A 21230-nucleotide genomic window follows, 5' to 3' on the forward strand; every position below is an offset into this window, starting at 1 on the left:
AGGAGGAGGTTGGCATGATCCAATCTGACAGTATCGCGGATAATCCGCTTGTTACGAGGCAGGACCTGCAGCTGGCGTTCGAACAGCTTGCGTCTCCCCTGCAGCGATTTTACCGCAAGGGCGGAGCTCGGCTGCGCATCGGAGCGTCCGGTGCTGCGTATGAACCGGCCATTGCCGAGATGGAAGGCTTCTCCCGTATCCTGTGGGGCTTGGTGCCGCTGCTTGCCGGGGGCGGGAAATCGGAGCTGTGGGATATTTATTTGCGAGGGTTAGAGAACGGTACGAATCCCTCTCATGAGGAATATTGGGGCGAGGTCCGCGATTATGATCAACGGCTCGTCGAAATGGCGGCATTGGGCTTCGCACTGCTGCTTATCCCGGAACGGGTATGGGAGCCGCTGTCCGAAACTGCACGCAGCAATTTGTACAATTGGCTGAACCAGATCAACCATTATCGTATGCATGATTGCAACTGGCTCTTCTTTCAGGTGCTCGTCAATCTGGGTTTCCGCAAGGTCGGGCTGCCTTACGCACGTGAGCAGGTCGAAGCCAATCTGCGCAGAATTGACGATTTTTACCTGGCAGAGGGGTGGTACGCGGACGGGATCGGCGGGCACAGCGATTATTACGGTCCATTTGCCCTGCATTTTTACGGATTGATTTATGCACAGGTTATGGAAAAGGAGGATCCGGAACGGTCACGCCTGTACAAGGATAGAGCGGCTGAGTTTTCCAAGCAATTTATATGCTGGTTCGCGGACGACGGTGCGGCGCTTCCCTATGGAAGAAGTCTTGCCTATCGTTTCGCGCAGTCGGCTTTCTGGGGAGCGCTGGCCTATGCCGGTGTTGATGCGTTTCCGCCAGGTGTGCTGAAAGGGCTGGTCATGCGTAATTTGCGCTGGTGGTTCAGCAAGCCCATTTTTGATGCCAGCGGTCTGCTCACCGTCGGTTACGCTTATCCCAATCTGGTTATGGCCGAAAACTATAACTCGCCAGGCTCCCCTTACTGGGCACTTAAAGCGTTTCTTCCCTTGGCTTTTCCCGAGGAGCATCCGTTCTGGACGGAGGAAGAACAGCCGCTCCCGCCTTTGCCGACCGTGTCATTGCAGCAGCCGGCCCATCTGGTGGTCTGCCGCGATCAGGATGCGGATCATGTCGCTGCTTTTAATGCAGGACATCCCGGCTCAAATGAACATACACATACGTCGGCCAAGTATGAGAAATTTGTCTATTCCACAGGATTTGCCTTCAGTGTTCCCCGGGCGGAATGGGGCTTGTCCCAGGGGGCGTTTGATTCCATGCTGGCGCTGAGCGAAGGGGATAACTTGTATAGGGTAAGAAGGAAAAATGAAGCGGCAGAAATCCGCGGTAATGTGCTGCACGCCAAATGGAGGCCATGGCACGATGTTGAAGTGCAGACATGGATCGTCGCCGGGCTTCCGTGGCATATCCGGATTCACCGCATTACAACCACCCGTTCACTTGATGCGGCAGAGGGCGGGTTTGCGTTGGGCATCGGTGCTGGAATGGAGGTGTCCGCGCAGGGGGGGACCGCCGCCGCTGTCAGTGAACATGGTTGTTCGGCCGTAATCGGAAGGCTCGGCTTTGACCAGGCGGAAGTCGTCCATCCTCACGCAAACACCAATCTGCTTCATCCCCGGACGGTCATTCCGACATTAAGAGCATCACTCACACCGGGCACCCACTGGCTGGCCTCAGCCATTTACGGCCGACCGGGAGCGGACCGCTTGCCTGCGGGATTTGAAGATGTCTGCAGCGTGACGATTGAAAACAATACGATTCGCGTCGGGACAAGCGAAGGAGAGATCGTTGTGCTGCCATTTATATGAATTTTACCGGATTATCATAGGAGGTGGGACCGCTGTCGAAAAAAATTCGATAGCGGTCTTTTTCTACACGCACTTCCTTCGTATTTCGGGGTATACATAGGGTAACCCTATCTTACAGGAACCTAAAAGGAGGAAGCGTTATGAAGGTCATCATCACACAAAAGGAAGCCATGGAACGGCATATTTGGGATGAAATTATGCTGATGTTCGGTGTATCAGAGGAAGACGAGCTGTGGGAAAATGAGGAATTTATTCTGACTGAAGAGCAGGCCCGCAAGCTGAATTTGCTTAAATAATAAAATTTAGGACCAAGTCTTAAGAAAATGTAACTGTTTTATAGACAATCTGAAACTTTTTTGGACATCACATCGTTTAAGATAGGAGCAGAAGGGTAATGAATCGTATAAAGGACTTTCCACAGCCCAGTTTGCAAGGGGAGATCAGATATGCTAAAAACAGCTGCAAAACTTTTTCTTCTTACGTTTATTATGGTCACCGGAACGGTAGGCGGAGCGGCCGCCAAGGGTTATGAACCTGTTTCTTCTTCAGAAATACAGGAAACTGTATTTATCAACCGTATGGATGTAGGTGAATCGGTGTATGTGGAAATCGATCCCATACAGTGGTATGAGGGAGAAGAAGCCAACAAGATCTTCCGCGAACGGGAAGGCGATCCGGAAATGACAGAAGCCCCGGACGGTTATTATATCGTAAATGATGAAACAGATACCGAAAAAGTACAAATTGCTGACAATGCTGAAGTTGTTCTTCAACTATATGATAAAACCGGACGGATGGAAGACACCGAGATTAACTGGAACGAGCAGGTCACACTGAAGACGCTGGAAAAAGCGTTCAGTCGCTCGGATGTCCTTGATATGACTGCCTTTCCTTATCATATTACAATCAAGGACGGCAAGATCGTGAAAATCGTGCAGCAATATATTCCTTAAGCGGAAGCTGGGGTACAACTGGCGAGTCATCAAGCACCGATTACTGCTTGAATCGCTTCGTAATAAAACTGCTCATGCGGGTATTGTAGCATGAGCAGTTTTTTTGTCTATGATCGTCTTCTTAAGCTGTTGCTGCTACTGATTTGAAACTGGATTTTCAAGGCTTCCCTTGAGGTTTAGTTGGCGACAGAAGAATAACTAACCACACGATCCCAATTTGGTGTAGGAATGCCCGCTTTGATCTTCAACTCATTGAAGGCCAGCCGAAGGGCATCCATTTCGTCTTGGGATACTGCCTTGTCACTCAGCATATTTTTACCGATAGACGTGGTCAGCATAAGCTTGAGTCCCATATAGAACAGCTTCCGTTTTCTGCGGGGTAAATCTTTTTGAAATTCAGGAGTAACAGTATACCCGAGCTTTTCCAATACCTGATGGCCCTCATCGAGAGCATCCATGACCTGATTGAGCAGCTTGCGATCTTTGGCGGCCTTGCGATAGTCGCCGTCATAAACAGCCGCTATGGAATTCAGCGGCAGAATCAGTATGAAGTGACTTTTCAACCACTCTTCCATATCGCTATAATAGCTCAGTGTAAATTTAACTTCATTAAACGCCTGGTCAATCACCGCTCGCCAGTCCAGCTCTTCGCCTAACCCCCCGATGGTCATTTGCCCCTTTGGGCCATGTATACTGACCACCCGGCCCTTCTCCTTCCACCCGGCGCCTGCGATAAAAGCAAAAGCGATCTTTTTCTGAACAGGGCTGTTTGCCTGTAAATAATCACGCATCTCATGCGGGCTTGCATTATTGCCCACGATCACGATATGACGGCTGTGATTGGCTGCAAGAGCAGGCAGTACCGCTTGAAAATGCGGGTATTTCATTACGACAAAAATCAGATCATACACATCCTCCGGCCGCAGCTCACTGATCACATTGACTTTATCCACCGTGGTGCGGAATTGAAAATAATGACGGAGCACACTGCCGTTACTCCGCAGCTCCTTCAGCCGCTGTCCTCTGGCCAGCATCGTAACGTGGTTGCCTCCACGGACCAGTTCATGAGCCAAATGGCTTCCCAGAACTCCTGCACCGTAAATTAATATGTTCATAAAAAGAATCCTCCCTATCATTCACAAAAGCAGATTTGGAATAAAGTTTTTAAATATAAGTCGATATATTTAAAAAATACCGCAACATGAGTATAGCCATAATGCTCGCTGATCGTCAATAAGTTTTTAAATTTACTTCATAAAATTTAAAAACATTTCGATTTATGGTATAGTGAACTTACCTAATGGACGCGGGATGTGAAAACAATATGAACAAATTCGAGATCAGAACACAGAAGAAGAAGGAGGCAATCGTGCAGGCGGCGCTGAAGCTGTTTAAAGAAAAGGGTTTTGTGCAAGTCAGTGTCAAAGACATTGAGGCTGAATCGGGGGTATCGTCGGTCTCGCTTTATAACTATTTTGGCAGCAAAGAAGGGGTTGTCAAAAAATGCGCAAATGTCCTGATGGAAAATACCGTGCGTATGGCGAAGGAAATCCTGCATCAAGACATTGATTTTAAAGACAAGCTGATAAAGGCTTTTGAAATATGCTCCGAGCAAGATTACCAGCTGCTTAGTTCGCCGGGTGCGGTGGAAGATCAGACGTTATCAAGCCTGTACAGCGAAAATACAAATCAGATCAGGATCGAAATCTTACAGGAGTTTATTGAGCTGGGGAAAAGGGAAGGAGCTATTGCTGCTTCTGTTTCACTTGAAACCATATTGGAATTGCTGGATGCGATCGGCACGATTCAATCCAACTGGGCGAAAAGCGGAAACTACACAGAGAAAATGGCGGAGCTTAGTCAGCTTCTCTTGTTTGGGCTCATTGGACGTCCATAGATAAACTGTTCAACCACGAAAAAGCCGGCAGACCGGATGAAAACCATCCGGTCTGCCGGCTTTTCGGCCTTTATATTTATATTAAAAACAGGCCGGCCGTGAACCGGCCAGGCCCGGAAAGCTGTATGATCGGATTAGAAGTTAACTGCAGCTTCAGCAGCATTTTTAACTGCTTCTTCAACAATTTCCTGAGCTTTATCAGGAGTAGCGTTATGTCCTTCGAGCACGATTTTGGTAATATCCTTCACACCGAAGAAAGTCATGATATTGCTCACAAAGTTGACGGACATTTCCCAGGAAGCCATTGGGCCTTCGGAGTAGAATCCGCCTCTTGCGTTCAGCAGGGCTACCTTCGTGTCCGTTACGAGACCAACAGGACCTTCAGCAGTGTACTTGAACGTTTTGCCAGCGAGGTTCAGGTAGTCGATGTAAGTATGCAGTACCGCAGGTACAGTCAGATTCCAGAGCGGGAAGGCAAATACGACTTTATCGGCAGCAAGGAACTGATCCAGGTATTCGTTGGCGATGTTTGCCAGACGAGCTTCTTCAGCAGTAGTCTCCATTCCGTTAGCAAGCTTGAAGCGGCCGTTGATCATGGCAGCGTTCAGGTAAGGCAGCTCTACATTGTGAAGATCCAGTACGGTGATTTCGTCGTCAGGATGGGATGCTTTGTAGCTTTCATAAAATGCGTTATAAAGTTTAACCGTTGCAGATTCTTCCGCTGTGCGGTCATTAGCTTTCACGAATAATACTTTGGACATGTGAATTAGCCTCCATATAATAAAAGTATATTTGAATAATAAATGATAAACTTTATAGCTGTCAACAATAATTCATAATATAATTTTTTAAAAGTCACTTTCTTTTTTAAACTAAGTAAAATGGTTGTAAAAAAAGCGAACATATATTGATCGAAGCCGACAGGGACGGAATATGTTAAAATGAAATTTGCCTCATGGTGCTGCCGTGCCATATTGATAAAAACGGCGCTTGACTCAGGGGAAATATATGATGCAAGGTGACGAATATGACAATCGCATTTTTTGACTCGGGCATTGGCGGGATCACTGTGCTGTCCGAAGCGGTTAAACAACTGCCGCAGGAAAACTTTTTGTATTTTGCGGATACCCTTCATGTGCCTTACGGCACGAAATCGAAGGACCAGGTGATGGAATACGTGCTTGATGCGGCTGACCGTATCGTTCGTGAAGAGGTGCAAGCGCTGGTCATTGCCTGCAATACGGCGACCAGCATTGCTGCAGCGGAGCTCAGAAAGATCTACAGCATTCCGATTATCGGGATGGAGCCAGCCGTGAAGCCTGCGGTGGAGATGAACCGGAACAGCGGGAAAAGAGTGCTGGTGTTCGCAACGCCCTTGACGCTTTCGCAGTCCAAATACAACGAGCTGGTAGCGCGGGTTGACGACCATGGAAGTGTGGATTCACTGCCGCTGCCGGAGCTTGTCGGCTACTGTGAAAATCTGAATTTTGACCGTACCGAAATAGCGGATTATTTTTGGGGGAAATTGGCTGGTATCGATCTGAACGCTTATGGAACGGTCGTTCTCGGCTGTACGCATTATCCTTTTTATAAAGAAATTCTACGCGAGCTGCTTCCCGGCCATATCGAAATCATTGACGGAAGCAGGGGAACAGTCAGCAGATTAAGAAATGTGCTCTGTTTGAAGGACGTGGGCGGCGGCGAAGGACAGGGGCGGATTCAATTTATGTGTTCCAGCGATGACCCTGCTTATATCGTGAAAATGGAAAAAGCTTTCGATATCTTCAATCGTCTGCAGAACTAACCGGGCAGGGGTAGAACAAGTTGGGAGGATGGCCATGTATAACACGATAGCCATAATATCTGATATTCACAGCAACAGCACTGCTCTGCGTGCTGTGCTGTCCGACATTAAGAAACGCGGGGCGGACCTGATTGTGAATCTGGGTGACAGTCTGTTCGGACCCATCGATCCTGTTGGTACAGCTGAACTGCTTAGGGAACTGGAGAATGCTGTACATATTATGGGCAATTGTGATGAAGCGCTGCTGCAGGAAGCAAGTGAGTCTCCCACCTTCAAGTTTGTCAAACCGCTGCTTGCAGCAGAAGTGCTGCAGTGGATTGAAGAATTTCACAAAACTTGGATATTCGAGGACCTGCTGTTCTGTCACGGCACCCCGTTTTCCAACAGTATCTACCTGCTTGAACAGCTTGAGAACGGCAAGGTAGGGTATAAGAAAGGCATCGTGCTTGCCGCCGAGCTGAATGAAATCAAGCAGAGTTACATATTTTGCGGTCACAGCCACCAGGTCAAGAGCGTCTATCTGCCTGACGGCAAGCTGGTGATCAACGTAGGGAGCGTTGGACTGCCAGCTTATTATGAGGAGGAGCCTCAGTCTCACGCCATGGAATCACTATCGCCTTATGCGGATTATGTCGTCTGTTCAAGAACGGCGGAAGGGGAGGCGTGGAGAATCGAGCATGTCATGCTGCCGTACGATTGGAATGAGGCTGCCTCCATTGCCGAGAGCAACGGCAGACATGACTATGCGGTGGCTATTCGAACGGGAAGAGCTCTGGTATAGAGAGGTAGTAAAGTTCTGACAGGGATATTCAGCGGACTTGAATCTCTTTATCCTCAAGAAACGCGAGCAGCTCTTCGTTAAATTTATCCTGCTCGTCAAACATCAGCGCATGTCCGCTGTTTTCAAAGCAAACGATACGTGATCCGCGGATGCCGAGGCAGGTTTTTTCTGTGAGCTCGAGCTTGCAGATCTTATCCTTTTTACCTTGGAAGATAACTGTCGGAACTGTGATGCGGGCAAGATCCTGACGAAGGTCTTCGTCCCTTAGTGCGGCTGCTGCTTTGACCGTTCCGTGATGTGACGCCTGCAGACAAAGAGAGCCGAGCCACACCATCAGGGCCGGACGGGCTCTGGCTTTGATCACTTTCAATCCAACCTTGGCCAGCATGGCAGGCCTGTCTTTCATGGCAGTTTCGATCAGTTGTTTGTTCAGTACATCCGGGTCCGTGCCATAAGGAAAATCATCCCGCTGTGTGAACGACGGTGTCGCAGGCACAGCGAGCAGAAGCCGCGAAATACCGTGTTCATGATGACGGGCCATATATCGCACCGCCACCGCTCCGCCCATGGAATAGCCTACAAGCACAGCATTTTCCAATTGCAGCTCATCTATAACAGCACGCAGATCATCTGCCATATGGTCGTAGCTGTATCCCTCCCATGGAGCATCCGACTTGCCGAAGCCGCGCAGATCAATGCCTATGCAGCGGTAACCTCTGGCGGCCAGAAAGGTGTACTGATATTCGAATATAAGATGATTAAGAGGCCAGCCGTGCACAAAAATAACCGGTGTCCCGTTCCCGATATCTTCGACAAAAATTTTTACATCCTTCTCTGCCTGTATATATCGTCCCATAATTTCTCCGCTCCTGTAATATAGTTAATAATACAGTGTGCTTTGAATTGAGATGAATTAAACCTGGGGAGTCGGTATAAATTCGGATTCAATAGCCTTGGACAAAAAATAAAAGTGCGGCAGCTTTCACTGTCGCACTTTTATTTTGAATATTAAACACACCGAAGGCTTTTCAATACAAGGAAGCCGAGCAGTTGCATAACCGTCTTGACAACAGCTTGTCCCAATATGGCGTAGGACACGAGTGCCCAGGGCAAAAAATTGGCACCAAGCGGGGATAATCCAATGATGACGAACAGACCGGAATCGATGATGCCCCCGACGGTTCCGCTGACCAGTACCTTTTTCTGAAAAGATCCTTTAAGCCGGGTAAACACCTCAGTATCGAATGTCTCCGAAAAGATGAATGTAATTGCGCTCGCAAATACAATCCACAGCGTGTCCCCCAGCAGCCATGACGTCAAGGCAGAAATCAGCAGCGCTACCGCAATGACCTTGTAGGCATTCAGACGTCCATAATGCTGCTGCACCAGGTCCCGGAATATGAATGTCGCTCCGATAAATACCGTCCCCATGGGCACGATGAAATTTCCAAACACCAGCGGAGCAAAGCTGGCGGTAACGACGTTTGCGATGACGATGGATGCTATATAAAGGAAAATTCGCAGCAATGTAGTCCCTCCATGTTCTGATTGTGCACAACTTATTTAGGTTATATCGGGAATCCTGATTTGTAAAGAGTATAATGAAGAATCCGTTTCCAAATAACGGAACAGCCGTGGTATGATAGGTTAATAGAACCTTGGTACATGAGGAGGAGCCAAAATGGGGAACAGTCCGGTGATGAACAAGCTAGGTGCTGTATTTATTCACGTAACGGATATGAAAAGGGCTATCGCATGGTACAGCGACTTGTTGGGCCTTCCTGTCCGTTCGTCCAGTCACGAAGGAACCATTTATGATCTGGAAATGGACGGCGGCACAGGGGTGATTCTTGACAGCAACCACAAAGGAGAACGAAGCGTGAACCAGAAGACACAGTTCTTTTTCGAGACCTGTGACCTGCAGGCATCCTATGAATGGGTGACCGGAAAAGGAATCGAGATTGTGACCGGCATCGAAGTGCATGAGAATATATCCTTCTTTACGTTCAGGGACCCGGACGGCAATGTCCTGATGATTTGCGAGGATAAGCGAAAGCTGGAAAAGGACGATCCTGAACGTCTTGTAAAAAAATAACCCGGAGGATCGCTATGGATCTGACATTGCCAACACGGCAGCTAATCGAGGAAATAGAGCAATCTGAAATCGACTATATGATAGACAGAATGCAGGCGATTCGTGAGAAGCCGGGCAATCCGGAGGGCGTGGAGATCCATAAATTCGGAAATGCTGTCGCCTACTACAGCCGTACGATGCACTGGCCTACTTTCAATACAGTTAAAGGGTTAAGGGACCAAGACATTGAAGTTTTGGAAGATATCATCCGTTTCCATCAATCCAAGGACCGCAAGGCCCAGTTTGAAATTGTTCCTTCGCTGGTAAATCAGGAGCTCCTAGTGCAGCTTGCTGTGCGTGGCTTCTATCACTCCGGTTTTCATACTGCGATGTATACAACAAAACCTTTTATTCCCGAAGAGAAAACAGATGAACGGATCACCATTGAAAGAGTACGGGAAGCTGAATTTACTGATTACGCAACAATACATTGCCGGTCAACAGGGCTGCCGGATGCAGGGATTCCACATGTTGCGGAGAATAACCGGGTGTTGTATGACCGTCCTGGCTGGAGATTTTACCTGGCACTTGTCAACGGCGCTCCGGCTGCGGCTGCAGTCATGTATCTGAAGGGAGGAGCGGCATCGTTAACATTCGCCGGAACACTTCCCTCATACCGCAATCAGGGGCTGCACCGCATGCTATTGAAAAGGAGAATCGAAGAGGCGACTGCAGCGGACAGTAATCTGGTAGTCTCGCAGTGCGCCTTTTTATCGCAAAGCCACCGTAATATGGAGCATACCGGGATGAAAATAGGTTATGTCAAAGCAATATGGTCACAACGATAATAAACAAGAGTTTTGAAGAAGATATGATGCGCGCTATACGAAAAAAGGAGATTCAACAAGATGGGCGACGTTCAACTGGTAGTATATGAGGAGAAATATCGGGAGCAGTTAATGAATTTTGAGCTGCCTGAAGAACAGGCGCAATTTACGGCACTGCCGGCAGAAGCGCTGGATTTGGCGCTTACAGACCCGAACCGAACGCCTGTTGTGATTGTGGCTGGAGCAAAGCCTGTCGGTTTTTTTGTCCTGCACATCGGTCCGGATATAGCAGCTTTCACACCGGACCCTCATGCTGTGCTGCTGCGGGCTTTTGCCATCAATCACGAGGACCAGGGCAGAGGCTATGCGCGGCAGTCCTTACTGCGGCTCCCTGCTTTTATAGAGAAGTATTATAAAGGAGTTAGAAAAGTTGTACTGGCGGTGAATAAAAGAAACGAGCCGGCCCAACAGGCATATTTGAAGTCAGGCTTTACGGATACCGGGAGAGAGATTGAGGGCAAATATGGATCACAGCATATATACGCTCTGCAGCTTGGGCTCTGATTTAATAGTGCAAGAAGCCATCCACCTTCACTGAGCTTAAAGGTGGAGGGCAGCTACCATAGTTAACTTAAGGCTTTCTTAATGAAGCTTGATTGCAGTAAAGAGAGAGAAAGCCTCTCTGTCGAAGAGACAATCAGGTCCGCTTGCTGCATTTTTGCGGGTGTGCCTACACCTACTGCAAACATGCCTGCTGCAAGAATGGATTGAATCCCTGCCTCTGCATCCTCAATACCGACACAGTCCGCAGGTGCCACCCCCAGCTTGGCAGCAGCGGTAAGGAATATCTCCGGGTCCGGTTTGCCCTGCCGAATGAGTGCCACATCAACAATATGGTCAAAATAATGCGCCACTTCCAGCCGATCCAGAATAAAGGAGGCATTTTTGCTCGCCGAAGCCAGTGCTGTAAGCAGCCCCGCTTCTTTCAGCTCTTTCAGCAATTTTTCGATCCCTGGTAAGAGATCTGCAGGAGTTACTTGGGCAATCATGGTTTTGTAAAGATCGTTTTTCTTGGCTGCAAGCTGGAGCTTTTGCTCTTCAGAATAAGAGCCTTGGTCAAGCGAAAGAACCAGCTCCAGGGACTCCATTCTGCTTATTCCTTTCAGTTTTTCGTTAAAGTCTTTGTTGAAGGGAAGGCCGAGCTCCTCCGCAAGACTTTTCCAGGCAAGATAGTGGTATTCCGCTGTATCCGTAATGACTCCGTCAAGATCAAAAATGACTGCTCTCATGTGTTTACCTGCTTTCTGCGTCAGGATGCGATTTGGGTCACCAGCGGTTCATCACTGGTAATAAGCGTTTCTTTGCCGTACAGCTCAATTGTCAGGGGTTTACCGGACAATAGCGCAATTTTGACCCCCGCTTCTTCCACGCTGATATTAAGCAGACGATCCTGATAGTTGATATGAAAGCTGTAACGGTTCCAGCATTTAGGCAAAAATGGCGAAAAGCTGAGTGTTCCGTTATAGGTGCGCATACCGGCAAAGCCTTGCACAATGGCAAGCCAGCTTCCCGTCATCGAAGTAATGTGCAGACCGTCCTCGGTGTCATTATTGTAATTATCCAAATCAAGACGCGCCGTGCGTTTGTACATTTCAACCGCTTTTTCTTCCATTTTCAGCTCTGCTGCAAGCACGGCATGGATGGAAGGAGAGAGTGAAGATTCATGCACCGTCATTGGCTCGTAAAATTCGAAATTTCGCTCTTTTTCCACCAACGTAAATTGATCCCCAAAGAAATAAATTCCCTGTAATACGTCGGCCTGTTTAATGAACGGAGAACGCAGGATCTTATCCCACGACCATTTCTGGTTCAGCGGAAGATCTTCTTTCTTCAAGGAAGATACGGGACGCAGGTCTTTATCCAGGAAGGTGTCATGCTGAACAAAAACGCCAAGCTCTTCATCATACGGAAAGTACATTTGTTCGATAATGTCCTGCCACTTCGCAAGCTCTACTTCCGCCACTCCCAATTCCTGCTTCCGGGCTTCCGGTACCTTGAGAAGGCTTGATAATGTATATTTCAATACCCAGGCTGCTATGGTATTGGTGTACCAGTTGTTGTTTACGTTATTCTCATATTCATTGGGGCCGGTTACACCGTGAATCATGTATTGATTCGTGCGCTTGGAGAAATGTACCCGGTCCGCCCAGAAACGGCTGATTTCTACCAGCACTTCAATGCCTTCATTGATGAGATAACTGTCGTCTCCGGTATAGTTCGTATAGTTATAGATCGCATAGGCAATTGCGCCGTTACGGTGAATTTCTTCAAACGTAATTTCCCATTCGTTATGACACTCGACACCTGTGAAGGTCACCATCGGATAAAGCGCACCCTTCAAGCCTTGCTGTTTGGCATTGTGACGAGCGCCATCCAATTGGTTGTAACGGTAACGGAGCAAGTTCTCTGTGATGCTTTTGTCAGCGAGAGCCAGATACATAGGGACCGCATAAGCTTCGGTATCCCAGTAAGTTGCGCCCCCGTACTTCTCTCCGGTGAAACCCTTCGGCCCGATATTCAGCCGCTCGTCATGACCGTAATAGGTCGAGAAAAGCTGGAAGATGTTAAAACGGATGCCTTGCTGTGCTTCTATATCCCCGGCGATTTCGATATCCGATTTTTCCCAGCGTTTCTCCCATGCGTCAATATGCTCCTGCTTCAACTGTTGATAGCCTTTTTCCATAGCATAACCTGCGATACGTTCAGCCGCCGGGATTAATTGTTCCTCGTCCATATCCCGCGAGGTCGTAACCGCCACGAATTTCTGCAGACCCGCCGTGGCGCCAGGCAGCACGTTGTATTCATTGCGGAGTGCCATGTAGAGAACTGCTTCTTCAGAGGTTTTAGATGATGAATGATCGGTTATCATTCCCATCGTTGCATTGACTGTAAAGCGTTCAATGCCAAACGGATTGTCTTTTGTAATTGCGGCAAGGCTTACAAATGGGTCACCGGTTTTACGCTCCGCCTCCAGCCAGAAGGTTTCGTCGTAATTGGCATCTTCATTCCGGGTATTCCCGTCCAGATAAGGGATGAGCTCTACGTTGAGAGGTTTGTTTGTCAAATTCGTAACACGGTAATCGATTAAGCACAGCTCCAAGACGGTAATGCTGAGAAAGCGTTCGGTCTCGATTCGTACCTGCCCGTTCACAGTAAAGGAGCGCCGCAAGATACCTTCTTTCATATCAAGCTCCTGATAGAAATCCGTTACCTTATCCCGGTACAGGTCCACTTCCTGTCCGTTGACCAGGACACGAATCCCGATGAAGTTCATGGCGTTGATCACCTTGCCAAAATAGTGGGGGTAACCGTTCTTCCACCAGCCGACCTTGGTTTTATCCGGGAACCATACCCCGGCAATATAAGTGCCCTGGTGATGATCTCCGGAATAGGATTCTTCAAAATTACCGCGCAGTCCCATATATCCATTGCCAATCGAAGTCAGGCTCTCCTGCAGGCGCATATCTTCTTTGTGCAGGACGTTCGTGCACAGCTTCCAGGCATCAGTGTCAAAAATGCGTTTGTACGACATGTAAATCCTCCTCAGAGTGTAAAACTCTCATGAATGATGTGTGAAATTTTGGAGTGAGAGCAGTTGTTCAGTCATGCGGGATTTCAATTGCAAGTGTAATTATTGGATGGCGATATGAGTATATAGTGCAACCGATTGCACTGTCAATTGAAAAAACTGCTTGCGGGCATAAACCAGCAAGCAGCTTTTTATAACGGTATCGTTCTCGGTGGAAGGGGGTTATTCTTCGATTCGGGAGCAGGATGCGCGTTCCACGATTCGATGGGGGATGATGATGTGCTTGGTCACTTCTTCAGGGTCTTGAATTTTTTCGATTAAGCTTTTGGCTGCCTGATACCCCAGCTTGAAAATATCGATATCGACGGAAGTGAGAGGAGGGTTCATCATATCGGCCAGGATCAAGTTGTTGAAACTTATGAGCGAGCATGCCTCCGGCATTCGGATGCCGATCCGATGCAGCGCTCTCTGCAGGGACATGGCGATCATATCGTCACCGACAACGATGGCGGTCGGAGGGGGCTGCAGCCGGAATAATTCGCTTATATCATCATCAGTGAATTCTGATCCGAAAATATAATGCGGATTCACCGTCATGCCGGCCTCTTCGAGCGCCTGACGATAGCCGCGAACCCGCTCTTTATGAACAGTTCGTTCCAAGTCGGCCCCTACATAAGCAATATGCTTGTGGCCAAGCTCCATCAGGTAGCATACGACGTCTTTGCCTGCCTGATAATTATCATTATCCACATGTGTGGTTTCGCTTACATATTGCTGGGGTTTGCCAATAACCGTGTATGCTATTTTTTCGTTATGGAGAAAGTCGACAATCGGATCGTCGGGCTTGGAGTAGAGGACGATAAAACCGTCCACACGGTTGGCTCTTCTCATCGTTTTTACCCGGGATAAGAGCTCCTCGTCTGTTTTCCCGGTTACAAGCGCCATCGTATAGTTCTTTTCATTGGTCAAGTCACTGATTCCGCGAATGCTCTCTAGAAAGAACGGATTTTGGAAAATTGCAACATCAGCCTCAGGCATGATAATACCAAGGGATTGTGTCATCCGGTTCGCCAGGCTTTGCGCGGAATAGTTCGGCTCGTAGCCAAGCGCTTTCATTTCCCTGCGGACACGCGCCTTGGTTGCCTCGCTGATCTTGGGACTGTCCTGAATGACACGGGACACGGTGGAAGTAGCAACATTCGCGCGTTTAGCAATATCTTTAATTGTTACCGCCATCGCCTGATCTCCTTTTATTGAATTAACTTTTAATTTATCATACACATTCCTGGCTGCAAAAGACAACGTAAGTCTATTCAATCCAACGCTTCAAGAAAAGGGTTGCCAAAAGAATGAGATTAATCTTATAATATCAATGCAACCGATTGCACTGAATCTGCTTTAGTAGCAAAGTGTTTTTATTGGCGAGATGGCGCAATTGTAAAGCAACGTTGTAACCGCTTAATATTCGGTTCGCGTTTTTAGGTGTACAGGTGGGGCAATACATACATTTTTGTAAGGGATTTCTGAATGCGGTAACAATGTTACGGATGGTGCTGGTTGCAAAAAAAAAATTAATTAAGAGGGTAAGAGAATGAAAAAACTGCTGTCATTTGAGTTTTGGCAAAAATTCGGAAAAGCACTGCTTGTTGTTGTTGCCGTTATGCCTGCTGCAGGAATTATGATCTCTCTGGGAAAGGTAATCGCGATGTTTGCCGGCGATATCGCCTTCTTCACCACCGTCGGGGGAGTGATGGAGAACCTCGGTTGGGCAGTGATTAATAACCTGCACATTTTGTTCGCCGTCGCCATCGGGGGATCGTGGGCGAAAGATAGAGCAGGCGGCGCCTTTGCAGCGCTGCTGGCATTTATATTGATTAACATTACGACCGGAACCGTACTTGGTGTTTCTTCGGATATGTTAACCCGGGAAGGGGCCACAACAACGACATTGTTTGGTCAAACCATCCTGGTTAATGGTTATTTCACCTCGGTGCTGGGCGCCCCTGCACTGAATATGGGGGTATTTGTAGGCATTATTTCCGGGTTTGCCGGAGCCGTCATTTACAATAAGTATTATAACTATCGTAAATTGCCGGAAGCCCTGGCCTTTTTCAACGGCAAACGGTTCGTACCCTTTGTGGTCATTCTATGGTCTGTCATCATCGCTGTCATTATGGCTGCATTTTGGCCGTTTATTCAAACAGGAATTAACGGCTTCGGCAAATGGCTTGCTGCTTCAAGCGAGTCTGCGCCCTTTATCGCGCCTTTTCTGTATGGGACGCTGGAGCGTCTGCTGCTGCCGTTCGGTCTTCACCACATGCTTACCATTCCGGTCAATTACACACAGCTTGGCGGTGTCTATACCGTGCTCACAGGCAGCAACGCAGGCAGCACGGTAGCTGGACAGGATCCGCTTTGGCTGGCGTGGGCAAGCGATCTTGCGAACCTGAAAGGAACGGATCCTGCAGCTTATCAGCACCTGCTCGATACGGTAACGCCGGCCCGATTTAAGGTAGGTCAGATGATTGCCGGAGCGGGGATATTAATGGGGGTTGCACTTGCCATGTATCGGCGTGTGGACAAGGATAAGCGTCCCAAATACAAATCCATGTTTGTTTCTGCCGCTCTCGCCGTATTTTTGACAGGAGTTACAGAACCGCTTGAATTTATGTTTATGTTTGCCGCACCTTTGCTGTATGGTATATATGCTGTTATTACGGGTCTTGCATTTGGTTTGGCAGATATGATCAACTTGAGGCTTCATTCCTTCGGGATGATCGAGCTTCTTACCAGATTACCGCTGTCGATACATGCGGGTTTGGTTGCGGATATCATTAACTTTGTCATTGCTGTGCTTGTATTTTTCGCGGCATCGTATTTTATCGCTTACTTTATGATAGGCAAATTCAAATTAGCCACTCCCGGACGTCTTGGGAATTATACGGATGAAGAAGCCGATAAAAATGTGCAGATCCAGGACTCCGCCAATGATAACGCACCGGCTGCTGCAAGCAGTGGTGACGATCTTCCGGCGCAAATTATCAAGATGCTTGGCGGCTCAGGGAACATTGTGGACGTGGATGCCTGTATGACACGTTTGCGGATCACAGTGAACGACGTAGACGCTGTAGGGAATGCGGAGGAGTGGAAAAAGCTCGGCGCGCTTGGTCTGATCAAAAAGGATAACGGGATCCAGGCGATTTATGGTCCGAAGGCTGACGTGCTGAAATCCGATATTCAAGACAGGCTGGGGGGATGAAAGATGAAGCTGTTCACTCTGAATACGCATGCCTGGATGGAAGAGGATCAGCTCAAGAAGATTTCGCAGCTGGCCGGTTTTATAGATGAACAAAATTTCGATATGATGGCCTTCCAGGAGGTAAATCAGTCTCTCGGTGAGAGATCTGTTTCTTCGGCCGAACTGGCCCATTTTCACAGAATCGATGAGAACAGCGTGATCAAAGCTGATAATTATGCCTATCTGCTGCACAAACAGCTTGGCATAAAGTATTACTGGACGTATATTCCGGTACATTTAGGTTTTGGGACATATGATGAAGGCCTGGCCATTTTGTCCAGAACGCCGATTCTGGATGCCTTCTCTGCGTATGTTTCTGACATAAGGGATTATGACAATTACCGGACTCGCAAAATACTCGCAATCAAAACGGCCGTTTCAGGACAGGAGACCTGGTTTATCAACGGCCACTATGGATGGTGGGGCGATGAAGAGCCGTTTAAAGCGCAGTGGGATAGGTGCCTTGATGTGTTCGGACGTATTGGCGATCAAGCGGCCTTTATCATGGGGGATTTTAACAATGCAGCGCACAGGAAAGGGGAAGGGTACGACTATGTAACCGGGAGCGGGTGGCATGACTGCTATGTAATGGCCGCAGAGAAAGATGAAGGGTTTACGGTCGTCAAAGCTATCGCGGGCTGGGAGAATTCCACGGAGAATTTGCGCATCGATTACGTGTTCAGTAACCGCCGTCTTCCAGTAAAAAGCGCAAGAGTGGTGCTTGACGGTAAACGCGGCCCGGTTGTTTCCGATCACTTTGGATTAGCCGTCCAATTATAATACTGAAAATATAACTGGCACTTGAAAGGCAGCCGATGATCGGCTGCCTTTTTTGTTACAATATGTATTCCCAAACGTGGTTGAATTTCATTGGCGCATGAGTCATAATCGCTTGGAAGCCGTTTACATATTGTAATTCAAAAGATTGCTCTTGGTTGAAAATACTACATTTTTAAAAAAGGAAGCGGTAGCGGATGCTTGATAGTGGCCAAAATACGGGCAGATACAGCAGCAATAGTTTTCAATTAAAACAAAGACTCATTTACGCCGCTGCAGCCCTTCTTACGATGCTCCTGGGATTGGCTTCGCGTGTTTTTGCAGAAGAGCTCCCTGCTTTTATTGCCAGACACGCAGGCGATGCCTTATGGGCTGCAATGATTTACTTTTGTTTTCGGGCCCTCTTTGTACGGCAAAGACTGTTCACTACCACACTGTTGAGTTTGCTGTTTTGTTTTGCCATAGAGTTCAGCCAGCTGATCCAGACGGATTGGCTAAATGGGCTGAGAAGCACGGTGTTGGGGGCTTTGGTGCTGGGACGTGGCTTTTTGGTGATCGATCTGCTGCGTTATACCGTTGGGATGGGTCTGGCAGCTGCTTTAGACCTGGCTGTTAAAGGGAAGACGGTACGCGGGAAAAACTGCGGGCCTTTTATCCCGAGTGAATAAGCAAAAGGGGCCGTAAAACTCCAAGTCAGTAGAGCTTCTGGGACATCCTTTTATATTGTCTCGTTCAACTCTGTTCTGCCCTGGCAATGCCTTCGGCAAGCGCGCGCCGGAACGCCAGCTCATCTTCGTTCTCATACCCCCGGAACACCACCTCGGAAATATCCTTATGATTGAAAAATATATTCGAGTCAGGAGCGATGTTGCCATGCGGATAAAAGCAGGCGACATAATCCCAGCGCTTCAGCGTTTCGGAGTCCGTTTGCATGCGTCCGTAAATCATGAGCGTCTGATCCCAGTCTTTAAACTTGACGACAGAGCCGATCGGCAGCAGGTTTTGTTCCATATTTTCCATCTTATCAACCTCTCAATACTTTTTTGCCCACCCAGTATATGACTGAGCAGACCAGTGGAATTCCGATGAGATAGGCAAGGCAGATGACCGTCTTCTCCGCGGGGGAATAGCTTGTCTCCAGCAAATTTGGAATGACCGTACCCAGTATACCTGCTATGGCGATGATCATCATAACGGTTTTAAATCTTTTTTGTTTGCCATTCATACGCTGCTTCCCCCTATTCCACAGAAATTGAACCGCCTACACCGACAAGACTGGCACCGGGGCCAAGCGGCAGATGGAACTTCAGGCCATCCTTGCCAATTTCGGCTGAAGCTCCGACTGTGCCGAGCGAGGCTGAACCGCCGATTTTTAACTCCTTATCCGTCCAAGGCAGAGGTATACTTATGCCGCCGTCGTACTTAACCAGTGTGGCCTCGGCCCCCACTGACACATTGCCATCCTTGACTGAGGCTTCGACAGAAGCGTTGGCCAAACTGACGGAGCCCTCGGCGTAACTGCTGGTGAAGCCTGATTTCACGATAGAGCCCTCTGCTGACAATCCTGATTTTCCGCTTGCACTGGCGCTGCCTGTCAGGACGTCTCCGTACAGATATTTATTGGCATTATGATCTAAAGTACCGCTTGCCTCCACACCGTTCATTAGCTTTTCCTGAAGATTTTTTCCGGTAAACCCTCTGACAGAGCCTTCGGGATTCAGCTGTACCTTAATATTCTGACTGTCATCTTTTGCCTTGCTTGCAGCGAGAACAGTGCCTCCGGCAGCGGCGCTGCCGCCTGCAAGCATGGAGGCTTGCATGGTTGCTGCGCTGTTGTCTGCTGAGGCATCCGTGCTGCGGAATTTATCAGCGATCTGCTGCAGTTCCATCTGTACGTTATGTAAACTTGCTACAAAAGCGCTCATACGGCTTTTTGCTTCCACATATTCTGCATAAAACCGCTCTCTGGTCATTCCTTCCCATTGGCTTTCTATTTGCTGAATGCTCTGCTGAAGACGAAGAACCATCTGATTGCTTTGCTGATAGGCTTGCCCGAATTGTGAAGATACTTTTTCTAGCTGTTCCGGAGTAACTTGAATACGACTGGACATGAGGTTGAACGCTCCTTGGTGATCTGTTTTCTTGCGTGATTGATTTCTTTAGTGAAAAGATACCAAGAAATACTGTACCACATTCTTCCTTACATGTAAGGGGAAATATGGATTTTAAAACTACTGAACTAGCCGCTTGAGGCATATTCGGACCAAAGAAGCATATAATTGTAAGAAGTTTTTCATAGAAATATATAATTTAAGACACAAGTCCCTGTGAAAACAATTGATAATCTGTTAAAATTTAGTAGAATCAAATCAATCTCAAAATATCAGGAGGGATAAGATGAAGCGGACAATGAATGTCATTCCTTATCGGGTTGTGGAGCAGTTGGAAGCTGTTAATGAAGTGCCAGCCGGGATTGAGTTGATTCAGGCTCCTAAGATTTGGGACAAGACCAAAGGAAAAGGCATCAAGGTAGCCATACTGGACACCGGCTGCGAAACGACTCATCCTGATTTGCAAGACCGGATTGTGGGAGGCAAAAACTTTACCCATGATGACGGCGGCGACCCGGATAACTACACCGATTATAACGGTCACGGCACCCACGTGGCCGGCACCATTGCGGCGGTGCAAAATGCAAAAGGTGTGGTCGGAGTGGCGCCAGAGGCGGAGCTTCTGATCGTCAAAGTATTGGACCGCAACGGTTCAGGTGCGTATGAATGGATCATCGACGGGATCTATTATGCCATTGAGCAGCAGGCGGATATTATCTCCATGTCCCTTGGCGGCCCGGAAGATGTGGAAGAGCTCCATACGGCCATTAAAAAGGCGGTGGACTCCAACATTCTTGTCGTTTGCGCCGCTGGCAATGAGGGGGATGGCAGAGATTCCACCGATGAATTCGGGTATCCAGGGGCATATAACGAAGTTATAAGTGTGGGGGCGGTTAACCTTGACCGGCAATCTTCCGACTTTTCGAACTCCAACAATGAGGTTGATTTGGTAGCTCCAGGGGAGAAGATTCTGTCCACTTTCCTGCGCGGCAAATACGCCACGCTGAGCGGAACTTCGATGGCGACTCCGCATGTCAGCGGCGCATTGGCACTGATCAAGGTGCTTGCGAATGCCGCATTCGAACGAAATTTAACCGAACCGGAGCTGTACGCCCAACTGATCAAGCGGACGGTGCCGCTTGGCAACTCGCCGAAGCTGGAGGGCAACGGATTGCTTTATTTAACCGTTGCTGAAGAACTGTCCAGAATCTTTGAATCGAAGGTGGTCTCCCAGTTGATCAGTCTTGAATCTTAAAATAAAGTATATAG

At 48.2% G+C, this 21230-nt stretch carries 23 protein-coding genes; 13 read left to right on the forward strand and 10 right to left on the reverse strand.

Going from position 1 to position 21230, the window contains the following annotated elements; translation table 11 throughout:
• Positions 1-14 precede the first annotated feature (14 nt).
• The 3 genes from ACE5KN_RS02530 (at position 15) to ACE5KN_RS02540 (ending at position 2803) form a co-directional block, all read left to right on the forward strand.
• On the forward strand, positions 15-1850 hold the full coding sequence (locus ACE5KN_RS02530; protein ID WP_375526944.1) for a DUF2264 domain-containing protein: 1836 nt from the start codon (positions 15-17) through the stop codon (positions 1848-1850).
• Between the two features lie 140 nt (positions 1851-1990).
• The gene (locus tag ACE5KN_RS02535) at positions 1991-2146 is read left to right on the forward strand and encodes a hypothetical protein (RefSeq protein WP_375526945.1); all 156 of its coding nucleotides are present in this window, start codon (positions 1991-1993) and stop codon (positions 2144-2146) included.
• 150 nt (positions 2147-2296) lie between these two features.
• Positions 2297-2803: a hypothetical protein gene (locus tag ACE5KN_RS02540; RefSeq protein ID WP_375526946.1), complete on the forward strand. Its 507-nt coding sequence runs from the start codon at positions 2297-2299 to the stop codon at positions 2801-2803.
• A 176-nt stretch (positions 2804-2979) separates the two neighbouring features.
• Here the strand turns inward: ACE5KN_RS02540 and ACE5KN_RS02545 are convergent, their stop codons facing one another.
• The gene (locus ACE5KN_RS02545; protein WP_375526947.1) at positions 2980-3918 is read right to left on the reverse strand and encodes a ketopantoate reductase family protein; all 939 of its coding nucleotides are present in this window, start codon (positions 3916-3918) and stop codon (positions 2980-2982) included.
• A 209-nt stretch (positions 3919-4127) separates the two neighbouring features.
• On the opposite strand from ACE5KN_RS02545, the gene ACE5KN_RS02550 reads away from it, so the two are divergent.
• Positions 4128-4700 (forward strand): TetR/AcrR family transcriptional regulator, encoded by a 573-nt coding sequence (locus tag ACE5KN_RS02550; RefSeq protein WP_375526948.1) that lies wholly within the window; start codon positions 4128-4130, stop codon positions 4698-4700.
• Between the two features lie 134 nt (positions 4701-4834).
• Here ACE5KN_RS02550 and ACE5KN_RS02555 read toward each other — a convergent pair whose 3' ends face one another.
• The gene (locus ACE5KN_RS02555) at positions 4835-5461 is read right to left on the reverse strand and encodes an FMN-dependent NADH-azoreductase (RefSeq protein ID WP_375526949.1); all 627 of its coding nucleotides are present in this window, start codon (positions 5459-5461) and stop codon (positions 4835-4837) included.
• A gap of 266 nt (positions 5462-5727) precedes the next feature.
• Here ACE5KN_RS02555 and murI point away from each other — a divergent pair, with 266 nt between their 5' ends.
• Together murI and ACE5KN_RS02565 are read left to right on the forward strand one after the other, a co-directional pair.
• Entirely contained in the window at positions 5728-6504 is a 777-nt protein-coding gene (gene murI, locus ACE5KN_RS02560) for a glutamate racemase (protein ID WP_375526950.1), read from the forward strand.
• Positions 6505-6538: 34 nt separating this feature from the next.
• The gene (locus ACE5KN_RS02565; RefSeq protein WP_375526951.1) at positions 6539-7285 is read left to right on the forward strand and encodes a metallophosphoesterase family protein; all 747 of its coding nucleotides are present in this window, start codon (positions 6539-6541) and stop codon (positions 7283-7285) included.
• 28 nt (positions 7286-7313) lie between these two features.
• Here the strand turns inward: ACE5KN_RS02565 and ACE5KN_RS02570 are convergent, their stop codons facing one another.
• On the reverse strand, positions 7314-8141 hold the full coding sequence (locus ACE5KN_RS02570; protein ID WP_375526952.1) for an alpha/beta fold hydrolase: 828 nt from the start codon (positions 8139-8141) through the stop codon (positions 7314-7316).
• A 152-nt stretch (positions 8142-8293) separates the two neighbouring features.
• Positions 8294-8809, reverse strand: coding sequence for a VUT family protein (locus ACE5KN_RS02575; protein ID WP_375527006.1), 516 nt, complete (start codon positions 8807-8809; stop codon positions 8294-8296).
• Between the two features lie 157 nt (positions 8810-8966).
• Here ACE5KN_RS02575 and ACE5KN_RS02580 point away from each other — a divergent pair, with 157 nt between their 5' ends.
• From ACE5KN_RS02580 to ACE5KN_RS02590, 3 genes are read left to right on the forward strand one after another with little or no spacing between them, the layout of a single operon-like run.
• On the forward strand, positions 8967-9380 hold the full coding sequence (locus ACE5KN_RS02580) for a VOC family protein (RefSeq protein WP_375526953.1): 414 nt from the start codon (positions 8967-8969) through the stop codon (positions 9378-9380).
• Between the two features lie 14 nt (positions 9381-9394).
• On the forward strand, positions 9395-10207 hold the full coding sequence (locus ACE5KN_RS02585) for a GNAT family N-acetyltransferase (RefSeq protein WP_375526954.1): 813 nt from the start codon (positions 9395-9397) through the stop codon (positions 10205-10207).
• A 60-nt stretch (positions 10208-10267) separates the two neighbouring features.
• Positions 10268-10750 (forward strand): GNAT family N-acetyltransferase, encoded by a 483-nt coding sequence (locus ACE5KN_RS02590; RefSeq protein ID WP_375526955.1) that lies wholly within the window; start codon positions 10268-10270, stop codon positions 10748-10750.
• 62 nt (positions 10751-10812) lie between these two features.
• Here the strand turns inward: ACE5KN_RS02590 and pgmB are convergent, their stop codons facing one another.
• The 3 genes from pgmB to ACE5KN_RS02605 form a co-directional block, all read right to left on the reverse strand.
• The gene (gene pgmB, locus ACE5KN_RS02595; protein WP_375526956.1) at positions 10813-11475 is read right to left on the reverse strand and encodes a beta-phosphoglucomutase; all 663 of its coding nucleotides are present in this window, start codon (positions 11473-11475) and stop codon (positions 10813-10815) included.
• Positions 11476-11495: 20 nt separating this feature from the next.
• Positions 11496-13778 (reverse strand): maltose phosphorylase MdxK, encoded by a 2283-nt coding sequence (gene mdxK, locus ACE5KN_RS02600; RefSeq protein ID WP_375526957.1) that lies wholly within the window; start codon positions 13776-13778, stop codon positions 11496-11498.
• Positions 13779-13997: 219 nt separating this feature from the next.
• The gene (locus ACE5KN_RS02605) at positions 13998-15011 is read right to left on the reverse strand and encodes a LacI family DNA-binding transcriptional regulator (RefSeq protein WP_375526958.1); all 1014 of its coding nucleotides are present in this window, start codon (positions 15009-15011) and stop codon (positions 13998-14000) included.
• A 355-nt stretch (positions 15012-15366) separates the two neighbouring features.
• On the opposite strand from ACE5KN_RS02605, the gene ACE5KN_RS02610 reads away from it, so the two are divergent.
• From ACE5KN_RS02610 to ACE5KN_RS02620, 3 genes are all read left to right on the forward strand, one after another.
• The gene (locus tag ACE5KN_RS02610) at positions 15367-17034 is read left to right on the forward strand and encodes a PTS transporter subunit IIBC (RefSeq protein ID WP_375526959.1); all 1668 of its coding nucleotides are present in this window, start codon (positions 15367-15369) and stop codon (positions 17032-17034) included.
• Positions 17035-17037: 3 nt separating this feature from the next.
• On the forward strand, positions 17038-17853 hold the full coding sequence (locus tag ACE5KN_RS02615) for an endonuclease/exonuclease/phosphatase family protein (RefSeq protein ID WP_375526960.1): 816 nt from the start codon (positions 17038-17040) through the stop codon (positions 17851-17853).
• Positions 17854-18047: 194 nt separating this feature from the next.
• The gene (locus ACE5KN_RS02620; protein ID WP_375526961.1) at positions 18048-18518 is read left to right on the forward strand and encodes a ribosomal maturation YjgA family protein; all 471 of its coding nucleotides are present in this window, start codon (positions 18048-18050) and stop codon (positions 18516-18518) included.
• A 64-nt stretch (positions 18519-18582) separates the two neighbouring features.
• Here ACE5KN_RS02620 and ACE5KN_RS02625 read toward each other — a convergent pair whose 3' ends face one another.
• From ACE5KN_RS02625 to ACE5KN_RS02635, 3 genes are read right to left on the reverse strand one after another with little or no spacing between them, the layout of a single operon-like run.
• A complete protein-coding gene (locus ACE5KN_RS02625) occupies positions 18583-18870 on the reverse strand; it encodes a DUF4176 domain-containing protein (protein WP_375526962.1) in 288 nt (95 codons plus the stop codon).
• Positions 18871-18874: 4 nt separating this feature from the next.
• On the reverse strand, positions 18875-19075 hold the full coding sequence (locus tag ACE5KN_RS02630; RefSeq protein WP_375526963.1) for a hypothetical protein: 201 nt from the start codon (positions 19073-19075) through the stop codon (positions 18875-18877).
• Positions 19076-19088: 13 nt separating this feature from the next.
• Positions 19089-19961, reverse strand: a complete 873-nt coding sequence (locus ACE5KN_RS02635; RefSeq protein ID WP_375526964.1) for a WXG100 family type VII secretion target — start codon at positions 19959-19961, stop codon at positions 19089-19091.
• A gap of 286 nt (positions 19962-20247) precedes the next feature.
• Between ACE5KN_RS02635 and ACE5KN_RS02640 the strand changes: the two genes are divergently transcribed.
• The gene (locus tag ACE5KN_RS02640; RefSeq protein WP_375526965.1) at positions 20248-21216 is read left to right on the forward strand and encodes a S8 family peptidase; all 969 of its coding nucleotides are present in this window, start codon (positions 20248-20250) and stop codon (positions 21214-21216) included.
• The last annotated feature ends 14 nt before the right edge of the window (positions 21217-21230 follow it).

Origin of the sequence: Paenibacillus terreus (assembly GCF_042138595.1) — a bacterium.
Lineage (GTDB): Bacteria > Bacillota > Bacilli > Paenibacillales > Paenibacillaceae > Paenibacillus > Paenibacillus terreus.